The organism is Buttiauxella gaviniae (assembly GCF_040786275.1).
GTDB lineage: Bacteria > Pseudomonadota > Gammaproteobacteria > Enterobacterales > Enterobacteriaceae > Buttiauxella > Buttiauxella gaviniae_A.
This window is the reverse complement of record NZ_JBFMVT010000002.1, coordinates 3,561,971-3,576,066: the sequence shown is the minus strand read 5'-3', so window position 1 is coordinate 3,576,066 and position 14,096 is coordinate 3,561,971. Positions and strand designations below refer to the sequence as shown.

The 14,096-nt window shown below is 37.5% G+C and carries 12 protein-coding genes and 1 pseudogene; all 13 read right to left on the bottom strand.

What is annotated here, in order from left to right; translation table 11 throughout:
- Nucleotides 1–13 precede the first annotated feature (13 nt).
- The gene (wzzB, locus tag AB1E22_RS17035; protein WP_367596415.1) at nt 14–1,000 is read right to left on the bottom strand and encodes an LPS O-antigen chain length determinant protein WzzB; all 987 of its coding nucleotides are present in this window, start codon (nt 998–1,000) and stop codon (nt 14–16) included.
- Between the two features lie 261 nt (nt 1,001–1,261).
- Nucleotides 1,262–2,671, bottom strand: coding sequence for an NADP-dependent phosphogluconate dehydrogenase (gene gndA / locus AB1E22_RS17030; RefSeq protein WP_367596414.1), 1,410 nt, complete (start codon nt 2,669–2,671; stop codon nt 1,262–1,264).
- A 145-nt stretch (nt 2,672–2,816) separates the two neighbouring features.
- Nucleotides 2,817–3,946 (bottom strand): annotated as a pseudogene (locus AB1E22_RS17025) (ISAs1 family transposase).
- A 146-nt stretch (nt 3,947–4,092) separates the two neighbouring features.
- Entirely contained in the window at nt 4,093–4,911 is an 819-nt protein-coding gene (locus AB1E22_RS17020) for a glycosyltransferase (RefSeq protein ID WP_367596413.1), read from the bottom strand.
- A gap of 1 nt (nt 4,912) precedes the next feature.
- Nucleotides 4,913–5,983, bottom strand: coding sequence for a glycosyltransferase family 4 protein (locus tag AB1E22_RS17015; RefSeq protein WP_367596412.1), 1,071 nt, complete (start codon nt 5,981–5,983; stop codon nt 4,913–4,915).
- Between the two features lie 12 nt (nt 5,984–5,995).
- Nucleotides 5,996–6,949 carry a glycosyltransferase gene (locus tag AB1E22_RS17010; protein ID WP_367596411.1) on the bottom strand — a complete coding sequence of 318 codons (954 nt, stop codon included), beginning with the start codon at nt 6,947–6,949 and terminating at the stop codon, nt 5,996–5,998.
- The gene (locus AB1E22_RS17005) at nt 6,936–7,730 is read right to left on the bottom strand and encodes a glycosyltransferase family 2 protein (protein WP_367596410.1); all 795 of its coding nucleotides are present in this window, start codon (nt 7,728–7,730) and stop codon (nt 6,936–6,938) included. Before AB1E22_RS17005 ends, AB1E22_RS17010 begins: the two co-directional genes overlap by 14 nt.
- Entirely contained in the window at nt 7,720–9,051 is a 1,332-nt protein-coding gene (wzy, locus tag AB1E22_RS17000; RefSeq protein ID WP_367596409.1) for an O-antigen polysaccharide polymerase Wzy, read from the bottom strand. Before wzy ends, AB1E22_RS17005 begins: the two co-directional genes overlap by 11 nt.
- The gene (locus tag AB1E22_RS16995) at nt 9,052–10,266 is read right to left on the bottom strand and encodes a hypothetical protein (RefSeq protein ID WP_367596408.1); all 1,215 of its coding nucleotides are present in this window, start codon (nt 10,264–10,266) and stop codon (nt 9,052–9,054) included.
- Nucleotides 10,263–10,817, bottom strand: coding sequence for a dTDP-4-dehydrorhamnose 3,5-epimerase (rfbC, locus tag AB1E22_RS16990; RefSeq protein WP_367596407.1), 555 nt, complete (start codon nt 10,815–10,817; stop codon nt 10,263–10,265). Before rfbC ends, AB1E22_RS16995 begins: the two co-directional genes overlap by 4 nt.
- Nucleotides 10,818–10,819: 2 nt before the next feature.
- Nucleotides 10,820–11,698, bottom strand: a complete 879-nt coding sequence (rfbA, locus tag AB1E22_RS16985; protein WP_367596406.1) for a glucose-1-phosphate thymidylyltransferase RfbA — start codon at nt 11,696–11,698, stop codon at nt 10,820–10,822.
- Nucleotides 11,699–11,756: 58 nt separating this feature from the next.
- The gene (rfbD, locus tag AB1E22_RS16980) at nt 11,757–12,656 is read right to left on the bottom strand and encodes a dTDP-4-dehydrorhamnose reductase (RefSeq protein WP_367596405.1); all 900 of its coding nucleotides are present in this window, start codon (nt 12,654–12,656) and stop codon (nt 11,757–11,759) included.
- The gene (gene rfbB, locus AB1E22_RS16975; protein ID WP_367596404.1) at nt 12,653–13,738 is read right to left on the bottom strand and encodes a dTDP-glucose 4,6-dehydratase; all 1,086 of its coding nucleotides are present in this window, start codon (nt 13,736–13,738) and stop codon (nt 12,653–12,655) included. Before rfbB ends, rfbD begins: the two co-directional genes overlap by 4 nt.
- Between the last annotated feature and the right edge of the window lie 358 nt (nt 13,739–14,096).

The window sequence follows — 14,096 nt, the reverse complement described above, 5'->3', positions numbered from 1 at the left end:
GTAAGCGTTGTGCTTATACGACAGGTTTATAGTTACGCAGTGCATTACGACCAAGGACTACACCGGAACCAATAATCAGACCGACCAGAGCACCTAACACTAACGTCAGACCTTTTTTCGGGCTATCGCGGCGAATAGGCAAGCTTGGTTTCATCACATAGCGGAAGGCGTAGGTGGTATCTGGCTTAGACTTCAACGCATTAATCGCTAACAACGCCTGACGTGCTCCGAAGTAAGACTCATCCAGCGGCAGCGGACGCGTTGCTTCATTCTTAATGATGGACGAAAGCGCATCGCTACCCAGCACAAACAGCGTATCTTCTGACAGCGTTTCTGCCTGCTGCACCAGGGTATTTTTGATGTTGGATTGCTGCGCGACAATCAATGCCTGATTCAGAATTTCCAGACGCTTGTCTTTCTTCTCTTGAGCGATTTTCTCTTTGGTTGCCAAATCGACTTTCAGATCGTCAACTTTAGAGTTAATGCTGGTCTGCAAGTCTTCATCCAGTTCTGTGACAACACGTTTATTAATCTGCTGAATATAAGTGTTGAGCGTTTTTTGAGCTTCACCAGCACTTGTCGCCACGTAACTCACTTTCAGAGGAACAGGCTGACCTTTTACTGTTTCTTCAATTGTTAATTTTTCAGGTTTTGCCTGGTTATCTAATTGCTCGGAAAGAGCAGAGATAGCAGAGTTAAAGCGCCCAAAGAAACGTTGCTGAACATCAACAATAGTGGGAGCGCCTGTGTCATAAAGAACACCCATGGCATTATTGTAGTTCGCTATTTGCCCTGAGTCTGGCAATGTGATGATCGCTTCAGAGGTCCATTTCTCTTTGGCAACAAACAGATAGATGACTGCAAGGATGATAGCTGCAACAGCGAAAGCGATAATGGTGACTTTCCCCTTCCACAACTGCATTAAAAGATCAATTAAATCAATGGATTCAGATGAGTCATTGTAGCCATTACTCACAACTTTATTGTTATCCTGGTTCATGATTACCCTAAGAGAAATTGTTCACATTCATTGCTGTCAAATTTGGCAAAGTATAGATGGCTACACAAGAAAATACCTCACTGAAAAGTAAGTATTTTTTATCGCATCACTTTTAATATAAAACCATCAAAACACCATTGAGCTACGCTTTAGCGCCTACTGTATCTTATAGATATAAACGAAAACCAGAGGGTAAATCCCAAAAAAAGACCCTCATAAGAGGGTCGTATAATTATTACTCTAAAATATCACTTGGAAAACTTATTCGAGCCACTCGGTGTGGAATACACCTTCTTTGTCAGTACGCTTATAAGTGTGCGCCCCAAAGTAGTCGCGCTGCGCCTGAATCAGGTTGGCAGGCAGAACCGCTGAACGGTAGCTGTCGTAGTAAGAGATAGCAGCAGAGAAAGTCGGCGTTGGGATACCATTTTGTACCGCGTAAGAAACAACGTCACGCAGCGCTTGTTGGTACTCATCAGCAATTTGCTTGAAGTATGGAGCCAGCAACAAGTTTGCAATAGCTGGGTTTTCAGCATACGCATCAGTGATTTTCTGCAGGAACTGAGCGCGGATGATGCAGCCAGCGCGGAAGATCTTAGCAATCTCACCGTAGTTCAGATCCCAGTTATTCTCTTCAGATGCCGCACGCAACTGGGAGAAGCCCTGCGCATAAGAAACAATCTTACCCAGATACAATGCTCGACGAACTTTCTCAGCAAACTCAGTTTTATCACCCGCAAATGGCTTAGCCTGTGGGCCACTTAGCACTTTAGATGCGGCAACACGTTGTTCCTTGAGAGAGGAGATATAACGTGCGAACACTGACTCAGTGATCAAAGACAGCGGTTCACCGAGATCCAATGAGCTCTGGCTGGTCCACTTGCCAGTACCTTTGTTAGCCGCTTCATCAAGAATCACATCAACCAGATATTTACCGTCTTCATCTTTCTTAGTGAAGATGTCTTTGGTGATGTCGATAAGGTAGCTATTCAGCTCACCTTTGTTCCAGTCGGTGAAGGTTTCTGCCAGTTCTTCATTGGTCAGATTCAGGCCGCCTTTCAGCAGTGAGTACGCTTCTGCGATCAACTGCATATCACCGTATTCGATGCCGTTGTGAACCATCTTCACATAGTGACCAGCACCATCAGCACCAATATAAGTCACGCATGGTTCGCCATCTTCAGCAACGGCAGCGATCTGCTTCAAGATTGGAGCAACCAATTCGTAAGCTTCTTTTTGACCGCCAGGCATAATTGATGGGCCTTTCAGAGCCCCTTCTTCGCCACCAGAAACACCAGTACCGATGAAATTAAAGCCTTCAGCAGATAGTTCACGGTTGCGACGAATGGTATCCAAGAAGAAGGTGTTACCCCCATCAATCAGGATATCGCCTTTCTCAAGATATGGTTTCAGAGAGTCAATGGTTTTGTCTGTAGCTTCGCCTGCCTTAACCATCAATAAAATACGACGAGGAGTTTCAAGGGATTCCACAAAATCTTGCACTGTATAGTAAGGAACCAGCTTCTTGCCCGGGTTCTCTACGATAACCTCTTCAGTTTTATCGCCTGAACGGTTGAACACTGAAACGGAATAGCCACGGCTTTCGATGTTAAGCGCCAGGTTGCGCCCCATTACGGCCATGCCGACGACGCCGATTTGTTGCTTGGACATTACATACTCCTGTCAGGTTTGGTCACCGCGATATATGTGCGGCTTGAAATGTGGCTTAGATGTTAACTCAGGTTCATTCATGAAGGTAGAGTCAACTTCATGATCAAAGCTAGGGTAAGATTACGCCCCCCCTACCAGGGCAAGATTACGAAAACCCGCAGTCTGCAAGGACTGTAGCCAGATAGTTGTTGTCCATCGCCGCTTTTCTCATCTTGCGACGCAATCCCGCCTTGAATACGTTCTCCTGTCGAAGAATATTCACCACTATATGTCTTATGCCTGAAAATAATTCAACGGCGTTCCCTCTTCTTATTCGACAATCATCTTCGTTCATCACCGCATCTAGGCACCAGTGCAAGCGGTTTTCAATGTGCCAGTGCTCCCTTATTGATCTTGCAAACTTCTCTGCACTTAAATCCGCTGAACTTATATAATAACGAACGTATATTTCTGGTTCTTTCATCTGTGCAGCTATTTCTTCACGAAAAGATACTGCCACACATAATTTCTTTAACCCTTTCCATTCAAAGGTAAAATCAATCAAACCATCAGGAACATCACTCACAATATGCAAGCGGGTTTCTTCAAGCCCATGTCTTTTTCATTTATTGCGTAACTATCATACTTTGGATTATTCAGTTCTTTTAGCGGGAATTTTTCTTCAAACGCCTTGTGTAATCGCCCCTGATTTCCCTTAACTGCAAATAAATAATCACCGTCCTGTGAAACAATTTTTTCAGCTATATCTTTCTGGCAGCCTATTGCATCAGTAGTGATGATTTTTCCTTTGATATCCAACAAGTTAATCAAACCCGGAATGGCTGTAATTTCGTTGCTTTTCTCAGCTTTTTTTAATTGACCAAGGACAACTCCCTCCGTTGCACAAAACGCACTGATAACATGGATTGCACCACGCCTGCGACTTTTATCATAAGATCCACGAAGCGTTTTACCATCAATAGCAATAACGCTTCCATCTTCTGAACTATGGCAGTCACGCATCCAGTTAATAAAGCATTCATGAAATTTATTAGGGCTTTTACACGAAACTACACGGGCGATGGTATCATGTACGGGAATACCGTGTTCAAAGTCACCATACTGTTTTCAGAAAATCAAGATGGGTTTCGCCAAAATCCTGGACATCTTCCTAACCTTCAGCACCAGAAATAACAGCACAGATCGTCAGAAGAAGAATATCCGATAATTCATGTGTGACTTTCCATGGTTGTCTGTAATCAGGAATATGTGCATCATTAATTTTTCCAGTTCCATCGGTTATCTCCTTTATTTATCAGGAGATAGTTGATGATAATTGATAGTAGAAGAGTAGTTTTTATGAGCAGTAAATCGTGTGATTTTTAATCAAAAATGCAATTTTATTTATACGAAAAGCATAATTCTGATGACCTTTCTCTGTCTTACCTACCAGTCTTTTTTCTTAATAATCCGTAAATAATCCCTAAGAAAGATAAAGGCATAATACGCGGCCCCCCCCTTAAAATAAAGATCCAGTAAGCCGCAATCTTGGTCTGTATACCCAGTTTAATTTTTAGCTTGGCCAATTTTAGTTCACTGAGTAAATAATTATAACCATGTCGTCTTTTAACCATGTTGCTCCCTGCCCTTGCGAAAACTAAAGGTTCAGAAAAGTTATATGCCTTATATCCTTTAGCTAAAATACGAAGCCATAAATTATAATCTTCCATATATAAATGGTGTTTATAACCACCGACTTCTTGGACGACATTTTTATTAAATACGACTGTCATATGATTAAAAGGATTTCTAGTTTTTGCAAATTTAAGTATTTCCTTATAATCTGATGGAACTTCTTTTATATTACCTTTAATTGTTCTAGAATCCATAAACTCCACAACATTTGATCCCATCAGATAGATATCGGGATGACTATTCAGAAAGGAAATCTGAGTACTAAAACGCTCAATAGCGCAAATATCGTCAGTGTCCATTCTGCAAATAATATCATACGTACATTCTTTTAGACCTGCGTTTAAGGCTTGCCCTAACCCAACTGATGTCTCTAATTTAACAATTTTGATAGGTAATTGATGCATCCAGTTATTAACTATATTTTCAAGTTCATATCCCACATGTCCATCAAATACAATAACCACCTCATCAGCTTTTAAAGTTTGCGAATGTAAACTTAATAAACATTCATTTAAGTATTGCGGTAATTCTTTATTGTAGAGAGACATTAATACCGAGAAATTCACTTCACTCACCATTATTTACGACTTTATATAATGCAAGATAGCTTGCAGTCATAGTTTCTGAATTGTATTTCTCTAAGGCAATTTTTTTAGCCTGCATGCTCAAAGTCTCTTTATTATTATAAACATAAACAATTTCATCATATAAGGATTCAGCTTTATTTAAATCAAACATTATAACCATATCTCTAAATAACTCTTTAAAAATAGGAATGTCTGACGTTATAACAGGGACGTTAAGTTGCGCGGCTTCAATAATAGTCAAGCCGAAACCTTCTGATCTTGATGGCATCATAAAAATATCGAGCTGGGCTATAAATTTTAGAGGTTCACTTACATAGGGTATGAAATGAACTTTATCCATCAAATCATATGATTGCACGAGTTTTAGAAGGGATGCTTTTTCCTTCCCCTCACCAGCAATAACAAAATGTACATTACTGGCACTCTTGAGACCTTTTATTACTATGTCCAATCCCTTTCTAGCTGTTAAATTTGCACAACTACCGATCAAAATAGCACTTGAGGGAACCCCTAAAGAAAGCCTTAGTGATGAATTCGGATTTTCCTTATAGTTTACAGTCACACCATTAGGGATAGTAGTTTTATATTTCTCCGGCAAGAACCAATAATATTTCTTTGCATGTTCACTCAGGACAACAGCCTTGTTAAAAAAAAGCCATGACAGACACCAGATGGAGCCAAATATTATGGAAGACAATAGCCCATAAGAGTAAAACAAGTCTTTGAAAACATAGTTGTGAATTGTAGTAATCGTTTTAATTTTTTTTCCACTAAACCAGAGCCTTATCTTCAATAAAGTACAGGCAATATCAGGTCTCAAACCATTTGAATGCACGATATCACATCGAATTAACTCTTTTGCAAGCAATCTCAGAGAAGAAACTTTAATTTTTTGTATACCAATATCTTTAAAAAAATCATCTTCACTGTCAGAAAAATAATATATTCTCGACTGAGAAAGCGCTGCTGGAGATTGATTAAATATCACATTATATAATACAACATTCGGTCCGCACTTCATCAAGGAAGGGGTAATATAGGCTATTCGCATATTATATGTCCTTTAATTCACCTTAAAAAATAGGGTTTTAAGGAAAATTTTAATGATGAGTTGCATACGACTACCGTTTATTTTTATATCATTATATATAGCCATAAATAGTAATTTTCTTCCGCTGTTTTCTATATTAGAAACAAGTTTCAATTTTATAAAATCCCTGTCAGGGATTAAATTAGAATAGGTCTTGCAAAAACCAAAAATAAATTGACAACTTTTTTCATTTAGCAATGGAGTAGTTATTAACTTTTTAAACTTATTAATAAAGCCAACATTGCTACCAATTACATTATTATCATGCTGCCGATAGTTCATTAATACATTGGGTATATAGAATATATTGTTATGCAATACTCCTAAGTAAGTAGCCAACTGATCATGCATATATATATATGATCGATAACTGAGTATTTCAAGTTTCATTTTTTTATTAATAATCATAGAGGCACCTTGCACACCTCCGTTCATAAAAAGTAAATCATTAAAGTTGTTGACTTGTTTATAATTGCTTTCATATAAATTTTTATGACATTTAGAAAGAGTTTTATCATTCACCTCTGCATTACAATATACTAATCCAGGTTTGTAATTATCCATTTTTTGTTCGGCGGCTCTATATAAACATGCCACCTTAGTATCAAACCAAACATCATCTTGGTCAGCAAAGATATAATACTGCTCATCATTTGTTAGACGTAATGCATTTATGAAATTATTGGCAGGGCCATGATCAGATTCATTGAGAACGATTTTTATATTAGAACAACTGGATTCATAAGCACTAATAATTCCCCATGTGTCATCTATTGATGAGTCGTCACTAATATATATATTTATATAAAAATCATCTATTTTTTGCTTTAAAATACTATCTAATTGTTGAGCGATAAATTGCGCCCCATTATAGGTAGCCATAACTACTGCTATAGTAATTTTATTCTGATTATCAATACTTTGCATATACATATCCGAGAAATACAGACACAATCTTATTAATTATCCTATATATAATACTACTTTCTTCTTGTATATATATTGAATCTTGTTTTATATTATTTTCTTTAAAAAAAGATTGGTGTTTTTTAAAAATATATTCAACCACAGCTTTTTTCTTACTAAAATCTAAACTTCGCAGCATGGAGTTCTTTCTAATACGATAGTAAAATAATGCTTCTTTTACTCTTACAACCGATCCTCCTCTTTCGATAATTGATAACCAGAACTCCCAATCCTCTAATCCATCTTTAATTTTTTCGTCATATCCGTGATTTAGCACCCAGTCAGAACGATGATACATTGCTGAACAATAAATAATATTTCCATGTAACATTCTTTTTATTGAATAATTAGGCAACATCCATAGACCACTTCTAGCGCCAAATAGTAGAGCACGGCTATAAGCAATTTTTGCATCCGACTGGTCTAGCACTTTAACTAATTTACCAATATAGTCTTTATCTATTACATCATCAGAGTCCAAAGCCACTATATACTTACCTGTTGCTTTTTCAATACCAGCATTTCTTGCAGAAGCTAGCCCACCATTACTTTTATGCAGAATATTTATACCAGCAAGCTCCAGCTCTTTTATTTTATTAATAGTGTACTTATCGGTACTGCCATCATTAACAACAATAACTTCTATATTTGCATAAGATTGGGATAGAGCAGAATTTAATGTTTCATCAATATATTGCCCCTGATTATACAAAGGGATAATAACACTAACTTTATGTTTCATTATTTTTTCCATCATGAAATCTTTTTGGGATAGATAGATTTTTTAATAATAATACTATAATTGATATAAAAACTAATAGTAATGTCGCTCGATCCAACGAAAGGAATGAAAGATACTCTCCACGTGGAGAATAGATCATCTTTGCAGAAGCCCCCATTGCGAAAAGAGTAAAGAATAAATTCATAGTTGCTATTCTTTCGATTATTAAAATAAAAATGAATGTAAAGAAACCACCTATGAAGCAACCAAGAGTCCCACCAAGCAAATACAATTCAGCAATTGCAGAACCACCTACACCATACCCCTTTAAATAAGCATCACGATCTTCAATATAGCTTAATTTATGAGATAACGATAAGGATGACTCTGCATATTGGGACGAATTACCTATTTGGATATTATTATTAACTATTTTATCAATGTAAACTTTAATAGGTTCAATAATTGGAGCCAGGATAACTGTAGGTTGTAGCAACGTATTTTTTTCTTCTTTTATAGCCATGCCTAATACATTGATGCTTACACCCTGCTGGCTTAAAAAATTATAAACAAAACTTTGTTCCGCATCACCAGTAACGTCATTATTTCTACTATTTACTGAATATTGCATAATATAAATTAGCACAAAGACAGATAAGAATATCCAGCCGACTTTTTTGGTGAACATCCTCCTTGGTTGATATCGTAAGCATACAAAATAAAATACAACCGGAAATATTTTGAAAATAAATTCTAATCTTAAACCAATAACAATGTAAATGAGCGAACTTAAAACTATTAAAATAGAAATTCTGATTTTCTTCTCGGAATTTATTAATAATGAATATAACGCAATGAACATTACATCTAGTATTCCACTACCACTCACACCTCCCAATTCATATATTGCATAGAAACCATTACTTCGAATTAATAAAAATAACGCAATCAAATATTTAAGGACAAAAGGTATCGAAATAATATAAATGATTAATGAGATTTTTTTTACAAATTTTGCATTTTTCATATATCTATAAGGCTTATACCTTAGAGATGAAAATAAACACATCGATAGAATCATACCAATGATATAACTATTTAAAGAATTCACCATTTGAAATTTTATTTCATCCGAAAATCCCCCTAAAAAAAACCATGATGAATTTCCAAATTTGAAATCAGATAACACTGTTAGAATAATATGTGATTCATTAAATAATACAAAACATAAAAGGTAAAAAATAAATAATCGAGGCGCTCTCGTGCTTTTGAGTAGGAATAAATATATTACACATATTAAGAAAAGCAAAATCACATTGATGTATAAATAAATACTTTCCATTTAAATTATTTTCTCGCGACCGAAAGCTTTCCTGTGAAAGAAAAGTAGTAAAGTGACTACTATGGCTTCACCTATTGTTAGTGAAAATAAGGAGAAATAAGCTCCGAAATGCTTTAAGAATGTAAGATTGAGTGATGTTACAATAATCGCACAAATTATATTCGATTTCAAAGTAAGGAATTCTCGGCGATATGACACACCGATAAGATAGTCTATGAATATACTAACTGATGTAATTACAAAAACGAAAGATATTAAAATATAATACCAAAATGCTAAGCTCTTTGTATCAGCTATAAGAAAATTAAGCATTATAGGTAAGATAGAGTTAATTCCTATGAAACAGGTTAAAAGATAGAGGCTATAATATGAAAAGGTTTTTTTAATTCTTTTTAACCTCTCATTACCATTCACTGCTATTATATTCTTCTGTTCGACACGACATAATGTTCCTGAAACCATAACCGAAGCTCCAATTATTTGTTTTGCTAAATTGACAAAAACTAATTGAGCATTTCCGAACAAAAAACTGACTAGGATTTGATCACCATACTGATAGATAGACCCTACTGCCGGTGTCAGCATAAAGTACTTGGCGTCCCATATTATGGTTCTGATTTTTTTTAGATTGCGAGCATCTGAAATACTCGAGAGAAGAGTATGAAGAGTTATTTTTTTTATTACTACAATGAAAGTTAAAATATTTGCCAAAATAATAACTAAAGAATAAATTACAATATAAATGTGTATACTTTGATAAATTGGGATTATTAAAAACACTGCGGAAAGAAATAAAATCCGAATTATAAGGGTTCGGAAAAATAGTTCTTTTTGCATTCCTTTAGCATGAAAAAACCATTCAAAATTAACCGAATTAGATATAATGGCCAATAAAAAAATAAAAGAGTCAGAATAGGTTTTAGTTATTAATAGATAGAAGAGAAAAGCAATGCCTGATACGAGCGCGAAAATCATCTGTAATAAAAATATGATCCCAATTTGTTTTTCATTAGTAACAAACTCCTTAATAAAATATCCTGTCAGAGAAGTGAAGAGTACTGCTGTTGTTAGGGCGTAAATAATATTTACTTGAACGAAAGTCCCATAATTATTTATACCCGTATGATTTATAACAAAAGGTAGAACAGCAATAGGAGCAATTAGGTTAACTAAATTATTCAGTAGACCATAGATATGATTTTTTTTATTTATCATTCTAAATTCACATTATTAATAAAGTAAAATTCTTCACCGTTATTATCTTTTTCTGAAATAGTCACACCTTCTACGGTTGGCCATTTAATACCCAATAAATTACTATCCCACTTGAAACATCGTTCGTATTTAGGTTGATAAAAGTTAGTCGCTTTATATAAGAACTCAACTCCATCACTCAATGCAAGAAAACCATGGGCAAAACCCTCAGGTATCCATAACTGTTTTTTATTTTCGCTTGATAAAAAAACCCCTACCCATTTTCCAAATGTCGGAGAGTTTTTTCGAATATCTACTGCAACATCAAAAACTTCACCTGCAACACAACGTACAAGTTTACCTTGAACATATGGCGGTAATTGATAATGCAAACCTCGCAAAACACCTTTAGAAGATTTCGAATGATTATCCTGCACAAAATCAACTTTGCGACCTATCGCCTCTTCGAAAACTTTCTGGTTGTAACTCTCCATGAAAAAACCACGTTCATCACCAAAAACTTTAGGCTCAAAAATTAACACATCTGGAATTTCTGTTTTTATGATATTCATCTTTAGAGGCCTTTAACCATTTTTAACAAATACTGACCATAATCATTCTTCACTAACGGTGCAGCCAATTTTTTAACCTGCTCCGCATCAATAAATCCTTTACGGAAAGCAATCTCTTCGGGACAAGCAACTTTTAAACCTTGACGAAGCTCAATGGTCTGAATAAAGTTACTCGCTTCAATCAGACTTTGGTGTGTACCGGTATCAAGCCATGCATATCCGCGCCCCATCATAGCCACGGACATGCGCCCCTGTTCCATATAGATACGGTTGATATCGGTAATTTCTAATTCACCACGTGGTGATGGTTTGAGGCTTTTCGCCATTTCTACTACACTGTTATCGTAAAAATATAGGCCCGTTACAGCATAATTGCTTTTTGGCTCCAGCGGTTTTTCTTCAAGAGAAATAGCCTTACCTTCTTTATCAAATTCAACCACACCGTAACGCTCGGGATCATGAACATGATAAGCAAATACCGTTGCTCCAGATTCTTTAGCAACCGCATTTTCCAGTTGTTTTTGTAGATCGTGACCATAGAAAATGTTGTCACCAAGCACCAATGCGCAATCATCATTACCAATAAACTCTTCGCCAATAATGAATGCCTGCGCCAGGCCATCTGGACTTTCCTGCACTTTATATTGCAGATTCAGCCCCCATTGGGAACCGTCGCCAAGCAACTGTTCAAAACGTGGCGTATCCTGAGGAGTACTGATAATCAAAATATCACGAATACCCGCCAGCATCAGAGTGCTAAGTGGGTAATAAATCATTGGCTTATCATAAATCGGCAGCAGCTGTTTACTAACCGCCATTGTTACCGGATACAAGCGAGTGCCAGAACCACCGGCTAGAATAATACCTTTACGTGAAGTCATTTTAATATTCCAATATTTGAAAGTGACGTATAATCAGGCCACTAAATAAATTTATTTATTATGCATTCGCAGCAGCAAAGATTTCAGCCAGCATACGTTTCACACCTACATCCCATGCAGGTAGCGTTAAATCAAAGACCTGCTGGAATTTATCAGTATTAAGCCGTGAATTATGTGGCCGACGGGCAGGTGTAGGATAGGCACTTGTCGGTACTGGTTTAGTATTATTCAACGCAAGTTCCAAGCCTGCATTTTTGGCTTCAGCAAAAACAAGGTTTGCATAATCAAACCAGGTTGTCGTGCCGGAAGCAACAAGATGATATAACCCTGCCACTTCAGGTTTACGCATTGCGGTAGTAATCGCATGTGCGGTGCAGTCAGCCAATAGTTCAGCACCAGTAGGTGCACCAAACTGGTCGTTGATAATGGCTAATTCTTCCCGGTCTTTTGCAAGACGCAGCATGGTTTTTGCGAAGTTATTTCCCTTCCCTGCGTATACCCAACTGGTCCGGAAAATCAGATGGTTGGTGCAATACTGCTGAACAGCAATTTCGCCGGCAAGCTTAGTTTCACCATAAACATTAAGCGGCGCTGTTTTGTCGGTTTCTTGCCATGGTGTTTCACCATCGCCAGGGAAAACATAGTCGGTGGAGTAATGAACCAACCACGCATTTAACTTTTCAGCTTCTTTGGCAATGGCTTCAACGCTCGTTGCGTTAAGCAATTGTGCAAAATCACGTTCACTTTCTGCTTTATCGACGGCAGTATGGGCAGCGGCATTAACAATCACATCAGGTTTTACACGACGCACTGTTTCAGCGACGCCTTCAGGATTACTGAAGTCGCCGCAGTAATCAGTAGAATGAACATCGACAGCAATAAGGTTGCCAAGCGGTGCCAATGAACGCTGTAATTCCCAGCCTACCTGCCCTGTTTTTCCGAATAGAAGAATATTCATTTACGCTCGCCGTAATTCTGTTCAATCCAGGATTTGTAGGCACCACTTTTAATATTATCGACCCACTGTTGATTAGTTAAATACCATTCAACTGTTTTACGAATCCCACTTTCAAACGTTTCTTGTGGTTTCCAGTTCAACTCGTGGCTGATTTTACTGGCATCGATAGCATAACGACGGTCGTGGCCTGGGCGGTCCGCAACATAAGTAATTTGTTCGCGGTAAGAAGTATTTTTTGGAACCAGTTCATCCAGCAAATCACAAATCGTTAATACGACATCGAGATTTTTCTTCTCGTTGTGCCCGCCGATATTATAAGTCTCACCAAGGGAGCCGTGGGTCACGACTGTGTATAAAGCGCGCGCATGATCTTCAACATACAGCCAGTCACGAATCTGGTCGCCTTTACCATAAACAGGCAGGTTCTTCCCTTCCAGAGCATTGAGAATGACCAGAGGAATCAGTTTTTCAGGGAAATGGTATGGGCCATAGTTGTTCGAGCAGTTAGTCACAATACATGGCAGGCCATAAGTCCGTTGCCAGGCACGGACTAAATGGTCGCTGGACGCTTTAGATGCAGAATACGGGCTACTAGGTGCGTACGATGTGGTTTCAGTAAACAATGGAAGAACTTCACCCGCCGGGCATTCATCAGGATGCGGCAGATCGCCATACACTTCATCAGTTGAAATATGGTGGAAGCGAAAACCAGCTTTGCTTTCTTCAGTCAACTGCGACCAATATGCACGCGCGGCTTCCAGGAGTGTATAAGTGCCAACAATATTGGTTTCAATAAATTCCGTAGGGCCAGTAATAGAGCGATCGACATGGCTCTCAGCGGCCAGGTGCATAACCGCATCAGGTTGATGGTCAGAAAAAATTTTGTCCAAAGCGTTTCTGTCGCAAATATTGGCCTGAATAAATGCGTAACGATCACTACTTGATACTTCAGCTAATGATTCTAAATTACCGGCATAGGTTAATTTATCGACATTAACGACGCTGTCCTGAGTATTATTTATAATATGACGAACGACCGCAGAACCAATAAAGCCGGCACCACCAGTAACAAGAATTTTCACGGCAACAATCTCTCTAATCTTGTAATGATTTTCTTCGATAAATTAATATCGGGCGATTGAATTATTTGATGTAATTAATGGAAAAACGAAATGCTGAATGGTGGAGTATTAGCCACGCTACCGCCCCTGGCTTAACAGCTACCAGTGGACTGAAATCTCTGACGCAGCCGATTTTGCAGACTAACGCTTGGCTGATTTTCACAAAATATTTGAATGAACAAGCAGTTAGATAAGAAGACTATTTAACCAGCACTAATTATCTTGATCATTCAAATATCAGGCACAACCCCTAAAATTTACACTTTGAAACATGCAACTCAAAAAAAACGGCAACCAGTTGCAGGGAGGTCCTAAATTG

What these genes read in the sequence shown, in the direction of transcription:
- wzzB (WP_367596415.1), bottom strand. Translation starts at nt 1,000, where the DNA reads ATGAACCAGGATAACAATAAAGTTGTGAGTAATGGCTACAATGACTCA.
- gndA (WP_367596414.1), bottom strand. Translation starts at nt 2,671, where the DNA reads ATGTCCAAGCAACAAATCGGCGTCGTCGGCATGGCCGTAATGGGGCGC.
- AB1E22_RS17015 (WP_367596412.1), bottom strand. Translation starts at nt 5,983, where the DNA reads ATGCGAATAGCCTATATTACCCCTTCCTTGATGAAGTGCGGACCGAAT.
- AB1E22_RS17010 (WP_367596411.1), bottom strand. Translation starts at nt 6,949, where the DNA reads ATGCAAAGTATTGATAATCAGAATAAAATTACTATAGCAGTAGTTATG.
- AB1E22_RS17005 (WP_367596410.1), bottom strand. Translation starts at nt 7,730, where the DNA reads ATGAAACATAAAGTTAGTGTTATTATCCCTTTGTATAATCAGGGGCAA.
- wzy (WP_367596409.1), bottom strand. Translation starts at nt 9,051, where the DNA reads ATGGAAAGTATTTATTTATACATCAATGTGATTTTGCTTTTCTTAATA.
- AB1E22_RS16995 (WP_367596408.1), bottom strand. Translation starts at nt 10,266, where the DNA reads ATGATAAATAAAAAAAATCATATCTATGGTCTACTGAATAATTTAGTT.
- rfbC (WP_367596407.1), bottom strand. Translation starts at nt 10,817, where the DNA reads ATGAATATCATAAAAACAGAAATTCCAGATGTGTTAATTTTTGAGCCT.
- rfbA (WP_367596406.1), bottom strand. Translation starts at nt 11,698, where the DNA reads ATGACTTCACGTAAAGGTATTATTCTAGCCGGTGGTTCTGGCACTCGC.
- rfbD (WP_367596405.1), bottom strand. Translation starts at nt 12,656, where the DNA reads ATGAATATTCTTCTATTCGGAAAAACAGGGCAGGTAGGCTGGGAATTA.